Source organism: Streptosporangium sp. NPDC020072 (assembly GCF_040631445.1).
In the GTDB taxonomy this organism is placed as follows: Bacteria; Actinomycetota; Actinomycetes; order Streptosporangiales; family Streptosporangiaceae; genus Streptosporangium.
In genome coordinates this window covers 567,847-585,338 of sequence record NZ_JBEYAB010000001.1, presented here as the reverse complement: position 1 = coordinate 585,338, position 17,492 = coordinate 567,847, and the positions used below count along the sequence as shown (strand labels likewise).

Genomic DNA, 17,492 nt, shown 5'->3' with positions numbered 1-17,492 from the left:
ACCCTCAGCGGTCCGTTTCGAAGGCGGCCATGGGGATGGGCAGCCAGGTGGGGCGGTTACGGGCCTCGTAGACGACCTCGTAGACGGCCTTGCTCAGTTCGAGGGCGCGCAGCAGGACGGTGTCCTGGGGGTGCAGCCTGCCGCCGCCCGCCGCGTAGCCGTCGAGGAAGGACGCGCGGTTCAGCGCGGCCCACTCGGCCGCCCTGGGGCGCAGTGCCTCGGCGTCCGGATTGTCGGCGAGCAGGTGGCGGGCCGCGTACTCGAAGGAGCGCAGCATCCCGGCCACGTCGCGCAGCGGGGATGACAGCGCGCGGCGTTCGGCCAGCGGCTGACCGGGCTCGCCCTCGAAGTCGAGGACGACCCAGTCGGTCGTCGTGCGCATCACCTGGCCGAGGTGGTAGTCGCCGTGGACGCGCTGGACGGGCATCTCGGAGACCACGTCGGCCATCCGCTGGTAGGCGTCCTCGACCACCCGCGCGTGCGCGGCCAGCGCGGGCACCTCGGTGATCGCCTGGGCCAGGCGGCGGCGCTGGTCCTCGACCAGTTGCTTGACGTCCTGGGACTCCAGCACTCCGGTGGGGAAGGCGACGGCCAGCTCACGGTGGACCTCGGCGGTCGCCACGCCCAGCCGGTAGGCCTCGGAGCTGAAGTCGCCCCCCGCGTCCTCCGCCGAGGGGTCGAGTGAGGCGTACAGGTCACGGACACTGGCCAGGGCCAGCGACCAGCCGTCGTTCGCGGTCGCGAGGAACTCCTGGGTCATCGCCAGCGTGGTCGTCTCCCCGTCGAGGTCGGTCTCGATCCACCCGTACGGCCGTGCGATGTGCCCGGCGCCGTGGCGGGCCAGGGCGGTGACGATCTCAAGCTCGGGGTTGACCCCGGGGATGAGGCGGCGGAACAGCTTGCAGATGTAGGTCTCGCCGTACACCAGGGAGGTGTTGGACTGCTCGGCGCTCAGCACCAGACTGCGCAGGGAGGTGTCGATCGAGGCGCCCTCCAGATGGCGGAAGCGCAGGGGGCCCAGGTCGCGGCCCTCGGCCATCCCGGTGAGCAGGGGCCCGGTGAGGTCGGGGTTGTAGACGGCGTCGTAGTAGTCGCCGCCGATCCTGGCGTGGCTGTAGCGGCCTGAGGCGTCGCCGTCCGTGCCGAGCAGGAGCTGGTAGCGGTCGTGGTCCCCGGCCTGGCGCACCGAGATGATCAGATGGCGCAGACCGGGGCTCAGCTCGACGTCGGAGTCGACGCCGAGTTCGTCGATCGGGCGCCCCTTACCGGCGAACCATCGCTGATGGGTGATCCAGCCGGAAAGGAGCTCCGTCAACACGGTCTCACGCCTCCTGGGATGTGGGCGGCAGGGTGAACCAGTAGAACCCATGCCCAGGAAGCGTCAAAAGATACGGAAGTTCGCCAATCGGTGGGAACGGAACTCCACCCATCGTCTCCACCGGCACCGATCCCTCGAAACGGCGCAGGTCGAGCTCGACCGGCTGCGGGAACCGCGACAGGTTGTTCACACACAGGATCCGGTCGTCGCCCAGCTCACGCACGTAGGCCAGGACGCTCGGGTTGGAGGAGTTCAGCTCGGTGTAGGCGCCCAGGCCGAAGACCGGGTGGCGCTTGCGGATGTCGATCATGCGCTTGGTCCAGTGCAGGAGGGAGCCGGAGCTCTTCTGCTGGGCCTCGACGTTGATCGCCTGGTAGCCGTAGATGGGGTCCATGATGATCGGCAGGTACAGCCTGCCGGGGTCGCAGCTGGAGAAGCCGGCGTTGCGGTCGGGACTCCACTGCATCGGGGTGCGCACCCCGTCGCGGTCGCCGAGCCAGATGTTGTCGCCCATGCCGATCTCGTCGCCGTAGTAGAGCACCGGCGAGCCGGGCAGCGACAGCAGCAACGCGGTGAACAGCTCGATCTGGTTGCGGTCGTTGTCCAGCAGCGGCGCCAGGCGGCGCCGGATGCCGACGTTGGCCCGCATCCGGGGGTCCTTGGCGTACTCGGCGTACATGTAGTCACGCTCGTCGTCGGTGACCATCTCCAGCGTCAGCTCGTCGTGGTTGCGCAGGAAGATGCCCCACTGGCAGTTCTCCGGGATCTTCGGCGTCTGGGCCAGGATCTCCGAGATGGGGTAGCGCGACTCGCGCCGCACGGCCATGAAGATGCGCGGCATGAGCGGGAAGTGGAAGGCCATGTGGCACTCGTCGCCACCGGTCGCGGGGTCGCCGAAGTACTCGACCACGTCCGCGGGCCACTGGTTGGCCTCGGCCAGCAGCACCCGGTCCGGGTAGAGCCGGTCGACCTCGGCCCTGATCCGCTTGAGGTAGGAGTGGGTCCTGGGCAGGTTCTCGCAGTTGGTGCCGTCCTGCTCGAACAGGTACGGCACCGCGTCGAGCCGGAAGCCGTCGATACCGAGGTCGAGCCAGAACCGCAGCACTTCGAGCATCGCGTCCTGCACGTCCGGGTTCTCGTAGTTGAGGTCCGGCTGGTGGGAGAAGAAGCGGTGCCAGTAGTACTGCTGCCGGACCGGGTCGTAGGTCCAGTTCGAGGTCTCGGTGTCGACGAAGATGATCCGGGCGTCCTTGTAGAGTTCGTCGTCGTCGTTCCAGACGTAGAAGTCGCCGAAGGGGCCCTGCGGGTCGTGCCGGGACGCCTGGAACCAGGGGTGGGCGTCACTGGTGTGGTTCATCACCAGGTCGGCGACGACCCGCATGCCGCGCTTGTGGGCCTCGTCCACGAGCTTCACGAAGTCTCCCAGGTCCCCGAACTCGGGCAGGATCTTCATGAAGTCCGCGATGTCGTAGCCGCCGTCGCGCAGCGGGGACTCGTACAGGGGCAGCAGCCACAGGCAGTCGACGCCGAGCCACTGGAGATAGTCCAGCCGTTCGATCAGCCCTCGGATGTCTCCGGTGCCGTCTCCGTTGGAGTCGGCGAATCCCCGGATGAGCACCTCGTAGAAGACGGCGCGCTTGAACCAGTACGGGTCACGCGGCTTCTCCTCGTCGAAGGTGTTCGGAATTGGCTCAGGTACCTGACTCACCAGTGGACTCCCCGCTGTTTGCCGGTATGCGTACCCGGCCGGCTCACCGCTGGTTCGCCGTGGCACGCAGAGTGAAGATGTGTGCTGAGTGGATATAAGGGTCGAGGCGCACGTAGTTGGACTGCCGCCAGTTGTACGACTCGCCGGAGAGTTCGTCGTCGACGACGAACTCGGCGTTCCAGCCGAGACCCAGGGCGGGCATGTCCAGCGAAACCGTCGCCTCGTGGGTGCGGTGCGGATCGAGGTTGACGACAGTCAGGACCACGTCGCCCATGCCGTGCCGTCGTGTGGCCGTATCGTGGGCGCCGGGCAGCCGCTTGGAGAAGCAGACCACGTCCGGATTGTCGACGCTATGGAACCGTAGGTTACGCAATTCCTGGAGCGCCGGGTGTGCTCTGCGCACCAGATTAAGTTGCGTGATCAGTGGAGCCAGGCTACGGCCCTCTCGCTCGGCACTGGCCCAATCGCGAGGTCTGTACTGATATTTCTCACTATCTAGGTATTCTTCACTACCAGGGCGAACCGGGACATTTTCCGCAAGTTCATAACCCGAGTACACGCCCCACGTTGGCATGGCCATCGCAGCGATGATGGCTCTAATGCGGAATGCCGCGACTCCCCCGTGTTGCAGGTATTCATGGAGAATGTCCGGAGTATTGACGAACAGGTTGGGCCGCATGAAGCTCGACGACCCGTGCGAGAGTTCGGTGAGATACTCCTCAAGCTCCTGCCGGGAGTTGCGCCAGGTGAAGTACGTGTAGGACTGGTGGAAGCCCACCTTGCCCAGGGCGTGCATCATCGGCGGCCTGGTGAAGGCCTCGGCGAGGAACAGCACGTCCGGGTCGGTCGAGCCGATGTCGGCGATCAGCCGCTCCCAGAACGCGACCGGCTTGGTGTGCGGGTTGTCCACCCGGAAGATCCGTACGCCGTGGTCCATCCACAGCCGGACCACCCGCTTGACCTCGGCGTAGAGGCCCTCGGGGTCCTTGTCGAAGTTCAGCGGATAGATGTCCTGGTACTTCTTCGGCGGGTTCTCCGCGTACGCGATCGAGCCGTCGGCGCGGACGTTGAACCACTCCGGGTGCTCCCTGACCCACGGATGGTCGGGGGCGCACTGCAGGGCCAGGTCGAGCGCGATCTCCATGCCCAGCTCACGGGCCTTGGCCACGAAGGCGTCGAAGTCCTCGAAGGTGCCCAGGTCGGGATGGATGGCGTCGTGGCCGCCCTCCTCGGAGCCGATCGCCCACGGCGAGCCCGGGTCGTACGGCTCCGGCGTCAGGGTGTTGTTGCGGCCCTTGCGGAAGCTGTGCCCGATGGGGTGGATCGGGGGCAGGTAGACGACGTCGAAGCCCATCTTCGCGACGGCGGGCAGCCGGTTCGCAGCGGTCTTGAAATTTCCGGACTTAGGGGCTGCGTCCGGTTCGACGATCGCCCCTTCCGAACGCGGGAAGAACTCATACCACGAGCCGTAGAGCGCCCTGCGGCGATCGACCCTGACGAGCCGCCGCTGGGAGCGGGTCACCAGCTCACGCAGCGGATGCGCCCGCAGCAGCTCCGCCGTCTCCGGCAACTGGGCGACCGCGAAACGGGCCCTGGGGTCGAGCGCCGTGTCACGCAGCTTGGCCGCGACCGCCTGCAACGCGGCCCGGTGCCCGCACACGTGGGCCGACGCGGTCTTCTTCCCGGTCTTGCCCGACTTCTTCTTCGGCTCCTGGCCCGCCGGCGCGCAGTCCGCGGGCCGTACGGCCTTGGCGGCGCGGTCGAAGAGCCGGGCGCCCTCCTCGCACATCAGCTCGGCGTCCAGGTCACGGGGGATCTTGATGCCCGCGTCGTGCAGCCAGGTCGCCATCGGGTCGCCCCACGCCTCGACGCGGAAACTCCACTCACCCTCCGCGGGCAGCGTCACCTCGACGCCCCAGCGGTCGGTGCCCGGCGCGAGCTCGCGCATCGGCAGCAACGGTCCACGCGCGCCGTCGGGGCTCGTCAGCACGACGCCCGCGGCGACCGCGTCGTGGCCCTCACGGAACACGACGGCGGTGATCTCGAAGGTCTCACCCGCGGCCGCCTTGGCGGGGTAGTTCCCGCACTCGACCGTGGGCTGGATGTCCTGGATGGGAATTCGTCCGATCATCGCGTCTCAAGGTAGCGACGGCACACCCGGTGCCGCCGAAAAAGTCGGCAAGAATAGATCTTCGATTCTCTAAAAGCCCCTGGTCACCGGCTTTGATGCAGGACAATACCCTGCCGTTGCATCGACGGTCGGCCCCCCGGGGGTGGGGCGTCGCGACCCACAGATGCGTGCCCCAATAGTCCATCTTCATGCGCCTAGGTGGAAGAGTGCGGGACCTCTTACTGTTCGGCGAGTTGTTCCCAGGGTGTGGTCTCCCGGTCGATCGACTGCCCTTGGATGTGTTTGGAGCGGATTGATAGTGGTGAGGGGGAGACGCGTGAGTGTCCGGGTCGCCGTCATGGCGCTGAGTAACTAGGGTCTGGCAGCGTGAGAGCAATCCGTAGGTTCACTGTCCGCACCGTCCTTCCCCCGGAGCTGGCCCCCCTCGGCGAGCTTGTCCACAATCTGCGCTGGTCGTGGCACCCCGAAACACTCGATCTGTTCGCCGAGGTCGATCCGGCGACCTGGGAACGCGTCGGTCACGACCCGGTCGCGCTGCTCGGCGCCGTCGAGGCGAGCCGCCTGCGTGAGCTGGCCGCCGACCGCCGCTTCCTCCGGCGGGTCGCCGACGCCGCCGACGACCTCCACGAGTACATGACCGCGCCCCGGTGGTACCAGACCCTCGCCGAGGCACCGCGGGCCATCGCCTACTTCTCCCCCGAGTACGGCATCGCCGCCGCGCTGCCGCAGTACTCGGGCGGTCTGGGCATCCTCGCGGGCGACCACCTCAAGGCGGCCAGCGACCTCGGGGTGCCGATCCTGGCCGTCGGCCTGCTGTACCGCCACGGCTACTTCACCCAGTCGCTCTCCCCCGAGGGGTGGCAGCTGGAGCACTACCCCTCGCTCGACCCGGGCGGCCTGCCGCTGACCCTGCTCAAGGAGCGGGACGGCACCCCGGTCCGGATCACGGTCAGCCTGCCGGAACAGCGTCCTCTGCACGCCCAGGTGTGGGTGGCCCAGGTCGGCCGGGTCCCGCTGCTGCTGCTCGACTCCGACGTCGCGGAGAACGACAACGCCGCCCGCGACGTCACCGACCGCCTGTACGGCGGCGGCACCGACCACCGCCTGCTCCAGGAACTGCTGCTGGGCATCGGCGGCGTGCGCGCGATCCGGGCCTACTGCCGGGTCGGCGACCACCCCGAGCCCGAGGTCTTCCACACCAACGAGGGGCACGCGGGCTTCCTCGGCCTTGAGCGCATCCGCGAGCTGACCGAGGCCAGGCTCTCCTTCGACGAGGCCCTGGAGGCCGTCAGGGCGGGCACGGTCTTCACCACCCACACCCCGGTCCCCGCCGGGATCGACCGCTTCCCGGCCGAGATGATCGCCCGCCAGTTCGGCGGCGACAACGCCTGGCCAACGGTCCCCGTCGAGCGCATCCTCGAACTCGGTGCCGAGGACGAACCGGGCAAGTTCAACATGGCCGCGATGGGCATGCGCCTGGCCCAGCGGGTCAACGGCGTGTCCGAGCTGCACGGCGAGGTCAGCCGGGAGATGTTCCGCGGCCTGTGGCCCGGCTTCGACGCCGACGACATCCCGATCGGGTCCATCACCAACGGTGTGCACGCGCCCACCTGGGTCGGCCGCGAGATCATGGAACTCGCGGGCAGGGAACTGCCCACCCTGGTCGAGCGCGCCCAGGGCTGGGAGGGTGTCAACAAGATCTCCGACGTGGACGTCTGGGGGATCAGGAACAGGCTCAGGGCCCGCCTGGTCAACGCGGCCAGGGAACGGCTGCGCAGGTCCTGGCTGGCCAGGGGCGCCTCCCGGGCCGAACTCGGCTGGATCGAGGACGCCCTCGACCCCAACGTGCTGACCATCGGCTTCGCGCGCAGGGTGCCCTCGTACAAGCGGCTCACCCTGATGCTGAACGACCAGGAACGCCTGCGCGAACTGCTGCTCAACCCGGAGAAGCCGGTCCAGATCGTGATCGCGGGCAAGGCCCATCCGGCGGACGAGGGCGGCAAGAAACTCATCCAGCAGATCGTGCGCTTCGCCGACAGCGAGGACGTACGGCACCGCATCGTCTTCCTGCCCGACTACGACATGGCCCTGGGCCAGCTCCTCGTGCAGGGCTGTGACGTGTGGATGAACAACCCGCTGCGTCCTCTTGAGGCCTGCGGGACCTCCGGGATGAAGGCCGCGCTGAACGGCGGGCTCAACCTGTCCATCCGCGACGGCTGGTGGGACGAGTGGTTCGACGGCACGAACGGCTGGGCCGTGCCCACCGCGGACGGGGTCGCCGACCCCGACCGCCGCGACGAGCTTGAGGCGCACGCGCTCTACGACCTGATCGACCACGAGGTGGCCGACCGGTTCTACGACAGGGCCTCCGACGGCCTGCCGCTGCGCTGGCTGGAGATGGTCAGGCACACCCTGACCTCGCTCGGGCCCAAGGTCCTGGCGGGCCGGATGCTCCGCGACTACGTGATCGGCCTGTACGCCCCGGCGGCCGGGTCGGCCCGCGCCCTGTCCGCGGACGGCTACGAGCCCGCCAGGCACTTCGCCGCCTGGAAGCTCCGGGTCCACCAGGCCTGGCCGGGGGTCCGGGTCGAGCACGTCGAGGCGACCAACCTGGGGGACACCCCCGAGGTAGGCGCCTCCCTGGAACTGCGGGCGGCCATCGCCCTCGGTGAGCTGCAGCCGTCCGACATCCGGGTCCAGGCCGCCTACGGGCTGGTCGGCCAGCACGACGAGATGGTCGGCCCGTCCTACGCCGACCTGACCCTGGAGACGGAGGCCGACGACGGCAAGGCCGTCTACAGCGGCACGATCCCGCTCGACCGCACCGGCTCCTTCGGATACACCGTCCGGGTCGTGCCGGACCACCCGCTGGTGGCCACGCCCGCCGAACTCGGCCTGATCGCCGTCCCCGAGGAACCGGTCGGCATGACCAACGGCACCCTGCGCTGACCCCGGCGTAACGCCGTCCCCGGCTGTCCCCGACCGGCCTCGTCCGGCCGGGGATCGCCGAAGTCCGGAAATCCGTCTTTCCCTCCGCAACGCCGCAGCCTGCTGCTTTACTGGCATTACCGGTGTTCGTGGCCCACCGGGCCGCCGCCCGCTCCGGCGGGCGCGGCCGGGCGGGCCCGCGCACCGCTGTGGTTCAGGTCGACTCCGGCCAAGATCTCTCACTGTCGAGACCCTCTCGGAGCACGGGGCCTGCGCAGGGCGCGCCGGCCGTCGGAACACCTCGGCGATGAGCGATCGGTCGTCCCCGCCTTGCTCGCGGGCTCGGTCAGGCCGGTGTTCTCGGTGGTTCTGTACCGCATGCGTTCGACCGGCGGGAGTCAGGCGCGCGGCCAGGTCACGGTGGTACGGGCACGGGCCGGTGAGGAGCCCGTGCCCATCGGCCACAGGGCGGGCGAGGGGACGCTCATCAGGTGTCTCCATGGTGTCTCCGCGTCCGGCCTCCGGCGGAGGGGCGAACGATGACGGAACGGGACGTCGCACGACAGGAAGACACACGGGCACCTGACAGGGCGGACGGGTTCGGGGGGTTCCACCGCCTGACGTTCGCGGGTGTGCCCACCGGAGGCCTCCTCCCGCGCGGGGCGTGGGAGCGGCTGAGGAAGAAGGGGACCTGCCTCGACCGGGTCCGCCATGCCATCGGGACGGCGGCCGACCGGGGAAGGGGGCTGCCGTGATCGCGGTGCGCGCGTTGCTGGCGCTCGGACTGCTCGCGGGCCCCTGCCTGCTGGGCCTGGTCCTCGTCCTGCTCGACGCGGGCGTCCTCGTCCTGTTCGTGTGGGACGCGCCCGCGCTGGGCAGGCCGTCGCGGGCGGGGACGGTGACGGCGGCGCTCACCGCGATCCCGGCGCTGTGGATCCTGCGCCGCCTGTTCGTCACCGGGGCCGGGGTGCGGCCCGCCCCCGATGGCGTCCCGGTCACCCCCGGCCAGGCGCCCGAGCTGTGGGCCGTGGTCACGGAACTGGCCGGGCGGCTCGGCACCCGCCCGCCCGCGACCCTGCGGCTGACCGCGGAGGTGGACGCCGAGCTGACGGAGGAGACGAGGCTGCTCGGCCTCGTCGGGGGCAGACGGCACCTGCGCCTCGGACTGCCGCTGCTGGCCGGGCTGACGGCCGACGAACTGCGCGCGGCGCTCTGCCACGAACTGGGTCACCACGCCCCCACCGGGCTCGGCGCGGTCGTCTACCGAGGGCACCTGGCGCTGCGTGCCGTCCTCGACCGGCTCGAACGCCCCCGCACCCCGGACCCCGCCGCGCGCGGCGTCCCGGTCTCCTGGATCCGGTGGCCGCTTTCCGGCTACGCGAGGCTGTACCTCTGGGTCTCCTCCGCCGTCAACCGGCGGCAGGAACTCCAGGCGGACGCGGCCGCGGCGAGGGCCGTCGAGGCCACGGGAGCCGCAGGAGGCACGGGAGCCACAGGAGGCACAGGGGGCACGGTCGCGGCGGAGGCGCTGTGGCGGACCCTGGTGGTGTTGCCGGTGGCGTGGGGCGAGTTCCGTGACCGGTATCTCGACCCCATGTACGTCAGGGGCTACCTGCCCGACGACCCGCCGGCGGTGTTCGCCGCCATGCTCGCCTCGTCCGGCTACCGGGCCGCGATCGAGGGGATGGAACACGCGACGCCGTCCCGGCGGACCTCGCGTCACGACCCCCATCCCAGCGTGGAACGGCGCATGCGGGCCCTGGGCGGGCGCCGGGAACCCGCGGGCCGGGGCCGTACAACCGCCCTGGAGGCCGGGTTCGAGGTGAGGCCGGGGGCCGTACGGCACTGCCTGTTCCCCGGGGAGCGGGAGAGGCGGGCCGTACTGCCCTGGCAGGAGTGGGTCGGGCTGACCATGGAGACCCTGGCGACGGAGCCGGTGCGGGGCCTGGTCCGGGCCGCCCGCAGGGTCGGCGGCACCGCGCGGCCCGCGCTGGAGACCGTCCTCGACCTGCTGGCCGACGGCCGGGCGGGACGGCTGGCCGCCTGCCTCGGCCCTCAGGAGGAGCGGAGCGGGAAGGAGACGGCCGGGAGCCTGGCCCGGCTGGAGACCGCGCTGTTCGCGCTGGTCGGCCAGGCCCTGGTGGTGCGGGGGCGGGCCAACTGGGAGACGACATGGACCGGGCCGAGCCGCCTGGCCTGGAGCGAACGGGGCCGGGCGGTCGCGGCGGGCGTCACCGTCGGGGAGATCCACTCCCTGGTGGCGGCGGCCGTCCTCGGCGGCGCCCCCGAGGTGAGGCGGCTGCGGCTGCGGCTTGCCGCGCTCGGGGTCGACCCCGGGACCTGGCTCGGCCACGACGCCGAGGGGACACCCCAGGCGGAGGAGCCCGTCGCGACGGCGGGCGCCCCGGTGGCCGTGGGCGTGGAGAGGGCGCGCAGGAGCCGCAGGAGGTTCACGCTCCGTCTGGCGGGCGCCGCGCTGATCGGCATCCTGTTCCTGGTGACCGCCGTGTCGTCGGTTTCGGACACCCCGGAGGAGCCGGAGGACTCCGAACCCGCGGGGGTGTTCGTCACGCCGTGGCGGGAGATCACCCCCGCTCAGCCGTCGCTGTCCCCCCACGTCCCGCCGGAGACGCCGCGCCCGAGCCCCGGCCCCGGCATGGTCCGGCGCCTGCACGAACTCCTGGAGCAGGAGTTCGCCAGGCGTCACGAAGACGGCACCAAACGGTAGTCCATCTCCCGGCGACACGCCTGTGAACAGGCAAGACACGCCATGGAAGCGTTCTTTCCCCCGGGGAGGAGGGAATGGGGCAGGAAACGAGGACGTGGACCCCGGAGAGTGCATTGAACGCCTGGACGTTCGAAGGACAGCCCGGAGCACTGGGCGACACCACGGTGACCCTTGTCGAGGGGGGCTCCTTCTGCGTGTGCTCGCGGAGCGGGGACATCATCCAGGGAGGGCCGCAGGGGGTCTACCACGCCGACACCCGGCTGCTGTCCCGCTGGGAGCTGCGGGTGGACGAGTCGCCCGTCGAGCCGCTCAGGGTGCTGGCGGGCGAGCCGTACCACGCGACGTTCGTGGGCAGGGCGGCGCCGCGTCCCGGACGGGTCGAGAGCAGTCTGCTGGTGATCAGGGACCGCTACGTCGGCGGCGGCCTGCGGGAGGACCTGATCCTGCGCAACCTGTCCGACGAACCCGCCGGGTGCGTGCTCGACGTGCACGTCTCCTCCGACGTGGCCGACCTGTTCGAGGTGAAGGCGGGCCGGATCAGGCACGTGACGGACGTGGAGATGACGGCGGACAGGTCGGGGCTGCTGATCTTCTCGGCCACCAGGTCGCGCGGGACGCGGGTGGTCACCGACCCTCCGCCGTTCGCCGTGCCCGGCGTGCTCATCTTCAGGGTCGTCGTGCCCGCGCGCGGCGAGTGGAAGGCGACGTTCCAGGTCAACCCGATCCTGGAGGGGGAGGAGTCACCGGCCTGGTTCTCCACCCACCACCCGCTCGAACACGCCGAGCCCGCCAGGCGCCGCGCCGACTGGGAGCGGCTCAGCCCCTCCTTCACCACGAGCAACCGCGCCCTGGCCCACGTGATCCACCGTTCGCGGGAGGACCTGGGGGCGCTGCGGCTCTTCGAACCGGACCGGCCGGAGGAGCCGCCGACGATCGCGGCGGGCGCGCCCTGGTTCATGACGCTGTTCGGCCGCGACTCGCTGCTGACCTCGTGGATGGCGTTGCCGCTCGACCAGTCGCTCGCGCTGGGCACCCTGCGCCGCCTGGCCAGGCTCCAGGGCAAGGTGGACGACCCGCTCACCGAGGAGGAACCGGGCAAGATCCTGCACGAGCTGCGGTTCGGCGTGCAGACCGGCGCCTCGCCGCACGGCGGTCACGCCTACTACGGCTCGGTCGACTCCACCCCGCTCTTCGTGATGCTCCTGGGCGAACTGCGCAGGTGGGGGGTGCACCAGCAGGCCGTCGAGGAGCTCATGCCGTACGCGGACGACGCCCTCGACTGGATCGTCAGGTGCGCCGACCCGTTCCTCTCCTACCAGCGCAAGACCGACCACGGCCTGGTCAACCAGGGCTGGAAGGACTCCTTCGACGGCGTCAACTTCGCCGACGGCACCCTGGCCCGCGCCCCCATCGCCCTGGCCGAGGTGCAGGGCTACGTCTACGCCGCCTACATCGCCCGCGCCCACTTCGCCCACGAGGTGGGTGACATCGAGCTGGAGAAGGAGTGGAACGCCCGCGCGACCCGGATCAGGGACGCCTTCAACGAGCGTTTCTGGCTGGCCGACCGGGGCTACTACGCCATCGGGCTCGACCACGCGGGACGGCCCATCGACAGCCTCGCCTCCAACATGGGGCACTGCCTGTGGACGGGCATCATCGACGAGGACCGGGCCGCCTCTGTGGCCGAGCACCTGCTCTCCCCGGAGATGTTCACCGGGTACGGCGTGCGCACCCTGGCCTCCAACATGGGCGCCTACAACCCGATGAGCTACCACAACGGCTCCGTGTGGCCGCACGACAACGCCCTGATCGCGGCCGGTCTGATGCGCTACGGCTTCGCCGAGGAGGCCAAGCGGATCACCTTCGGCCTTCTCGACGCGGCCGAGGTCTTCGGCTGGCGGCTGCCCGAGCTGTTCTGCGGCTTCGGCCGCTCCGAATTCTCCTGGCCGGTGCCGTACCCCACCTCCTGCTCGCCGCAGGCGTGGGCGGCGGCGGCCCCCATCCACCTGGTGCGCACCCTGATGCGCCTGGACCCGTGGATCCCCCGGGGCCGGGTGTGGGTCGACCCGGTCGGGCTGGGCAAGCTGCGGATCACCGGGCTCCCCCTGGACGACTCCCGTGTCACCGTCGACGTCGACGGCTCGGAGGTGTCCGTCACCGGCCTCTCCGAAGGCGTCACCCTGATCAACGAGCCGCGCCGCCCGACGGCGGCCGCCCTGCGCTACGCCCCCTGAGGTTCCACTCAAGTCGGATTCCGGCGGGCCGGACGGCCGTAGGTGAGGTTGAGAATGATCGCCACAACCGCTGTTTCCCGACGACGCGACGCGATGCGCGTCGTCATGGTCGCGCCCCCCTGGTACGACGTCCCGCCCCTGGGCTACGGGGGCATCGAGGCGATGCTCGCCGAGCTGGTCTCCGGGCTGTCCCGCAGGGGGCACGACGTCACCCTGATCGGGGCGGGCAGGGCGCGGACGGGGGCCAGGTTCCTGCCCACCTACGACCCGGCGCCCTCGGAGCGGATCGGCGAGCCGATGCCCGAGGTGCTGCACGCGGCCAAGGCGTACGCGCTGGCCCTGGACATCGACGCCGACATCGTCCACGACCACTCGCTGGCCGGGCCGCTGAGCGCGGCGGCCAGGGCGGTGCCGACGCTGGTCACCTGCCACGGGGAGATCGAGGGCGAGCTGGGCGAGTACTACCGGGTGCTCGGCCCGGCCGTGTCGATGGTCGCGATCTCCGAGGCGCAACGGCGGCTGGCCCCCGACCTCAACTGGGCCGGGGTGGTCCACAACGCCGTCGAGACGGCCTCCTTCCCCTTCCGGGAGCGCAAGGAGGACTGGGTGCTGTGGCTGGGCAGGCTCAACGCGGACAAGGGGGCGCACATCGCCATCGACGTGGCCAGGGAGGCGGGCCGCAGGATCGTGCTGGCGGGCAAGCTCACCGAGCCCGCGGAACACGACTACTTCGAGCGGGAGATCAAGCCGAGACTCGGCCCCGACGCCGAGTACGTCGGGCAGGCCGACGCCGCCCGCAAGCGGGAACTGCTGGCCGCGGCCCGCTGCCTGCTCTTCCCCATCCTGTGGGAGGAGCCGTTCGGCATGGTCATGATCGAGTCCATGGCCTGCGGCACCCCCGTCGTCGCCCTGAAACGGGGGGCGGTTCCCGAGGTGGTCGCCGACGGCGTCACCGGATTCGTCAGGGAGGAGGCCGAGGAACTCGCCGAGGCCGTCGAGGCGGCCGGCGGGCTGGACCCGCACGCCTGCCGGGCCCACGTCGCGGGCAACTTCGACGTCGAGGTCATGACCGCCGGGTACGAGCGGATCTACCGGCAGGTCATCGCCGCCCCGGGGGAACCCGCCGGAGGAACCAGGGATCTGGCGCTGCCCGTCACCTGAAGCGTCGAAGAGCGTCCTGGTAGATCGTGTTTTGCCGGTATCGTGCCGGGTTATGGTGCGCTTAAGGAAGCGCGCGCTGCTGCCCGCATGGCTGCGGCGCGCGGTGCTCGGCTGGTTCGACGCGCGGTACATCTCCAGGGCCGACCACCGGCAGGACATCAAGGACGCGCTCTGGGAGGTCCAGACGCTGGGCCGGGAGGTCACCGCGCTGCGGGCCGAGGTCGACAGGCTCAGGGCACAGGTGGCCAAGGCCACCCCGGAACAGGCGCAGGTGCGGCGCTGGGACGACGCGCACCGGCTGGCGCAGGAGACCGCGGCCGCCATGGAGCACGTCCTGCAGAACGAGGTCCTGCTCTGGCAGGCCGCCGACCAGGCGCTGGGCCGCCGTGGGGCGGGTGCTCCATGAGGGTGACCTGGACCACCGAGGGCGACGTCATGCGCCTGGCCTTCCGGCTGGACGCCGAGGACGAGATCACGGGCCTCTGCGCCGACGGCCAGCCGTTGAGGATGGCCACGAACTCCTGCCGGGTCGAGCTGCCGCGCACTCCCGGCGAGGTCCATCCCGACCTGCGGGCGCTGGCGGCCTGGACGATCGTCGCGCCGTGGACGCGCCGTACGGTCACCTTCGACGAGCCGATCTCACCGGTTCTGGCCGAGGCCCTCGCCGACGGCTGGGGGGTCGAGGCGGGGCCGGTCGGCGGGACGCCGCGCTCGGGGAGCAGGCTCGCGGTCTCCTACAGCGGAGGCGCGGACTCGGTCGCCGTGGCCGCGATGCTGCCCGAGGCGCCGTTCGTGCACTTCCAGCGGGTCTCCCACCCGCGCGTGCCCAACCGCTGGACCCACTACCGCTCCGACGTCCTGGCCCGCCTCGCCGAGAAGACGGGCAGGGAGCTGACCGTGGTCCGCTCCGACCTGGAGTTCACCCTCGCCGAGCCCCGCCCCGGTTATCCCGAGCACCACGCGGTGGCCGCCGGGGCGCTGCTGCTGGCCGACGAACTCGACCTGGGCGGTCTCGCCTTCGGTTACGAGCTGGGGTCGCGCTGGCTCGGGGGGGACCGCTACCTGCTCAGATACACCCCCGACAACCCGATGTGGGCGCCGCACGGCGCCTGGGGCAGGGCGTTCGCCGCCGCCGGGGTGCACATTGTGCTCCCGGTCGGCGGGGTGAGCGAGGCGGTCACCATGCGCCTGGCCCTGAACTCCTCCCTGCGCGAGCAGGTCCGCTGGTGCCTTCGGGGCGTCGAGGGACCCTGCGGGACCTGCGGGAAGTGCCTCTACAAGGAGCTCATCCAGGCCGCCGTGGAACGCCGCCCGCTGCGCACCGCGGTCGGCCCCAAGCGCCCCGTCGCCCGCAAGTGGCAGGAGCCCCCGCCGTACGGCGGGCAGGAGATGATCGAGTACGGCTGCGCCAGGGTCCCCGGCGTCGAGGGCACCGTCTTCGGCAGGGCCGCCGGGTTCCTCGGCGCGACCGAGGCCTCGACCGCCTGGCTCGACCGCTGCTACCCCCCGGCCGTCGAGGAGATCCCCGAGCCGTGGCGCAAACAGGTCCACGACTTCATGGCGGCCGAGGTGGGCTTCATGAGTGAGGACGAGGCACGCCGCGTCGAGAGCTGGGGGACGACCCGGGGGACGGCTCAGGGAACACGATGAGCGATCGGGAGGCCCAGGGGCCCCGGGGGACGCTGACCCGCAGGGCGCTGCTGGTCGGCGTCGGGGCCGCGGGCGGGGCGGGCGCCATGTTCGCGGCCATGGGCGCGCTGGGCCTGGCCCCCGGCTCCCACGAGACCCGGCCCGAGGACTACGTCCCGCCCCGGGCCTCCGACTTCTCCCTCAGCGGCAGGGGCGCGGCGAAGGTGGTCGTCCTCGGTGCCGGGGTCGCCGGGCTGACCTGCGCCTACGAGCTGGGCAAGGCGGGCTACGACTGCACCCTCCTCGACGCCGCGGACCGGGTCGGCGGGCGGAACCTCACGTTGCGCCGGGGCGACCGGCTGACCGAGAACGGCGGGCAGGCCCAGACGGCGGACTTCCAGGAGGGGACCTACTTCAACGCCGGGCCGGGCCGTATCGCGCCGTGGATGGTCACCATGGACTACTGCCGCGAGCTGGGCGTGCCCATCGAGACGTTCGTCAACAACAACGCCTCCGCCTACGTCTACACCCACGGCATGAAGGCCCCCGTCAGGGCCAGGACCGCCCGCGCCGACATGTACGGCTACGTCGCCGAACTGCTGGCGAAGGCGAGCCACGCGGGCGCGCTCAACCGCAGGCTGACCAGGGACGACAGGGAACGGCTCGGCGAGTTCCTGCGCCGCTTCGGCGACCTGGGCCCCGACCTGTCCTACCGGGGCTCGACCCGCAGGGGCTTCACCGTCTACCCCGGGGTCGACGACGGGGTCCCGCTCGGCGCCCCGGGCTCACTGGCCGAGGTCTTCGCCGCGGGCATGGGCAGGGCGATCACCATGGACTTCGGCTACGACCAGGCCGTGCCCATGTTCCAGCCGGTCGGCGGTATGGACGCGATCGTGACCGCGCTCACCCGCGCGGTCGGCCGGGACCGGATCATGACGGGCGCCCGTGTCACCGGCCTGAAGGACCTGCCCGACGGCGTCGAGGTGACCCACACCGGAGGCGTGATCCGTGCCGACTACTGCGTCGCGACGCTGCCGCCGCACCTGATGGCCCGCCTCCCGCACAATCTGGGCGCCCAGGTCACCGCCGCGCTGCGCACCCCGGTCCCGGTCGCCGCCGGGAAGATCGGCCTTGAGTACGGCAGGCGCTGGTGGGAGATCGACGAACGCATCTACGGCGGCGTCACCGAGACGGACCTGGACATCACTCACATCTGGTACCCCTCGCACGGTTACCACTCCACGTCCGGTCTGATCGTCGGCTACTACAACACCGAGGAGAACGCCGAGCTGTACGGCAGGCTCCCCCACGCCGGGCGCCGGGCCCGCGCGCTCACCCAGGGCAAGAAGATCCACGGCGAGAGGTACCGCGCGGACCTGCGCTCCAGCGTCTCCATCGCCTGGCACAGGCAACCGCACATCGAGGGCGGCTGGGTTCGCTGGCCCTCCTACGAGGGGGCCTTCGCCCTGCTACGGCGCCCCGCCGGGCGGGTCTACTTCGCCGGAGACTGGCTCACCCACCTGGTGGCCTGGCAGGCGGGGGCGATGGAGTCGGCCAGGCGTGCGGTGACCGAACTGCACACCCGGGTCGTACGGGCCCCGGCCTGATTCGCCGTACAGTCTCAGGAACGACGCGGTGAGCGGTTGGGAGAAGGC

Annotated in this window: 10 protein-coding genes; 7 read left to right on the top strand and 3 right to left on the bottom strand. The window is 70.9% G+C overall.

The window, feature by feature from the left end:
* Window positions 1-4 precede the first annotated feature (4 nt).
* The 3 genes from ABZ470_RS02745 to ABZ470_RS02735 are packed head-to-tail and all read right to left on the bottom strand — an operon-like array spanning window position 5 to window position 5,157.
* Entirely contained in the window at window positions 5-1,318 is a 1,314-nt protein-coding gene (locus tag ABZ470_RS02745) for a phosphotransferase (RefSeq protein WP_352015184.1), read from the bottom strand.
* 4 nt (window positions 1,319-1,322) lie between these two features.
* The gene (gene treS, locus ABZ470_RS02740; protein ID WP_352015185.1) at window positions 1,323-3,026 is read right to left on the bottom strand and encodes a maltose alpha-D-glucosyltransferase; all 1,704 of its coding nucleotides are present in this window, start codon (window positions 3,024-3,026) and stop codon (window positions 1,323-1,325) included.
* 43 nt (window positions 3,027-3,069) lie between these two features.
* Window positions 3,070-5,157, bottom strand: coding sequence for an alpha-1,4-glucan--maltose-1-phosphate maltosyltransferase (locus ABZ470_RS02735; RefSeq protein ID WP_362909524.1), 2,088 nt, complete (start codon window positions 5,155-5,157; stop codon window positions 3,070-3,072).
* A gap of 366 nt (window positions 5,158-5,523) precedes the next feature.
* On the opposite strand from ABZ470_RS02735, the gene glgP reads away from it, so the two are divergent.
* The 7 genes from glgP to ABZ470_RS02700 all read left to right on the top strand — a co-directional run bounded on the left by glgP (window position 5,524) and on the right by ABZ470_RS02700 (window position 17,444).
* Complete coding sequence (gene glgP / locus ABZ470_RS02730; protein ID WP_352015187.1) at window positions 5,524-8,106, top strand: alpha-glucan family phosphorylase; 2,583 nt, start codon at window positions 5,524-5,526, stop codon at window positions 8,104-8,106.
* A gap of 730 nt (window positions 8,107-8,836) precedes the next feature.
* On the top strand, window positions 8,837-10,813 hold the full coding sequence (locus ABZ470_RS02725) for a M48 family metallopeptidase (RefSeq protein WP_362909521.1): 1,977 nt from the start codon (window positions 8,837-8,839) through the stop codon (window positions 10,811-10,813).
* Between the two features lie 113 nt (window positions 10,814-10,926).
* A complete protein-coding gene (locus ABZ470_RS02720; protein ID WP_352015189.1) occupies window positions 10,927-13,047 on the top strand; it encodes a glycogen debranching N-terminal domain-containing protein in 2,121 nt (706 codons plus the stop codon).
* Between the two features lie 54 nt (window positions 13,048-13,101).
* Entirely contained in the window at window positions 13,102-14,208 is a 1,107-nt protein-coding gene (locus ABZ470_RS02715; RefSeq protein WP_362909519.1) for a glycosyltransferase family 4 protein, read from the top strand.
* 52 nt (window positions 14,209-14,260) lie between these two features.
* A complete protein-coding gene (locus ABZ470_RS02710; RefSeq protein WP_352015191.1) occupies window positions 14,261-14,614 on the top strand; it encodes a hypothetical protein in 354 nt (117 codons plus the stop codon).
* Entirely contained in the window at window positions 14,611-15,858 is a 1,248-nt protein-coding gene (locus ABZ470_RS02705; protein WP_362909517.1) for a DUF6395 domain-containing protein, read from the top strand. Before ABZ470_RS02710 ends, ABZ470_RS02705 begins: the two co-directional genes overlap by 4 nt.
* A complete protein-coding gene (locus ABZ470_RS02700) occupies window positions 15,855-17,444 on the top strand; it encodes an FAD-dependent oxidoreductase (protein WP_362909515.1) in 1,590 nt (529 codons plus the stop codon). The genes ABZ470_RS02705 and ABZ470_RS02700 overlap by 4 nt, the downstream gene beginning before the upstream one ends.
* Window positions 17,445-17,492 lie beyond the last annotated feature (48 nt).

What these genes read in the sequence shown, in the direction of transcription:
- ABZ470_RS02735 (WP_362909524.1), bottom strand. Translation starts at nt 5,157, where the DNA reads ATGATCGGACGAATTCCCATCCAGGACATCCAGCCCACGGTCGAGTGC.
- ABZ470_RS02715 (WP_362909519.1), top strand. Translation starts at nt 13,102, where the DNA reads ATGATCGCCACAACCGCTGTTTCCCGACGACGCGACGCGATGCGCGTC.
- ABZ470_RS02710 (WP_352015191.1), top strand. Translation starts at nt 14,261, where the DNA reads ATGGTGCGCTTAAGGAAGCGCGCGCTGCTGCCCGCATGGCTGCGGCGC.
- ABZ470_RS02705 (WP_362909517.1), top strand. Translation starts at nt 14,611, where the DNA reads ATGAGGGTGACCTGGACCACCGAGGGCGACGTCATGCGCCTGGCCTTC.
- ABZ470_RS02700 (WP_362909515.1), top strand. Translation starts at nt 15,855, where the DNA reads ATGAGCGATCGGGAGGCCCAGGGGCCCCGGGGGACGCTGACCCGCAGG.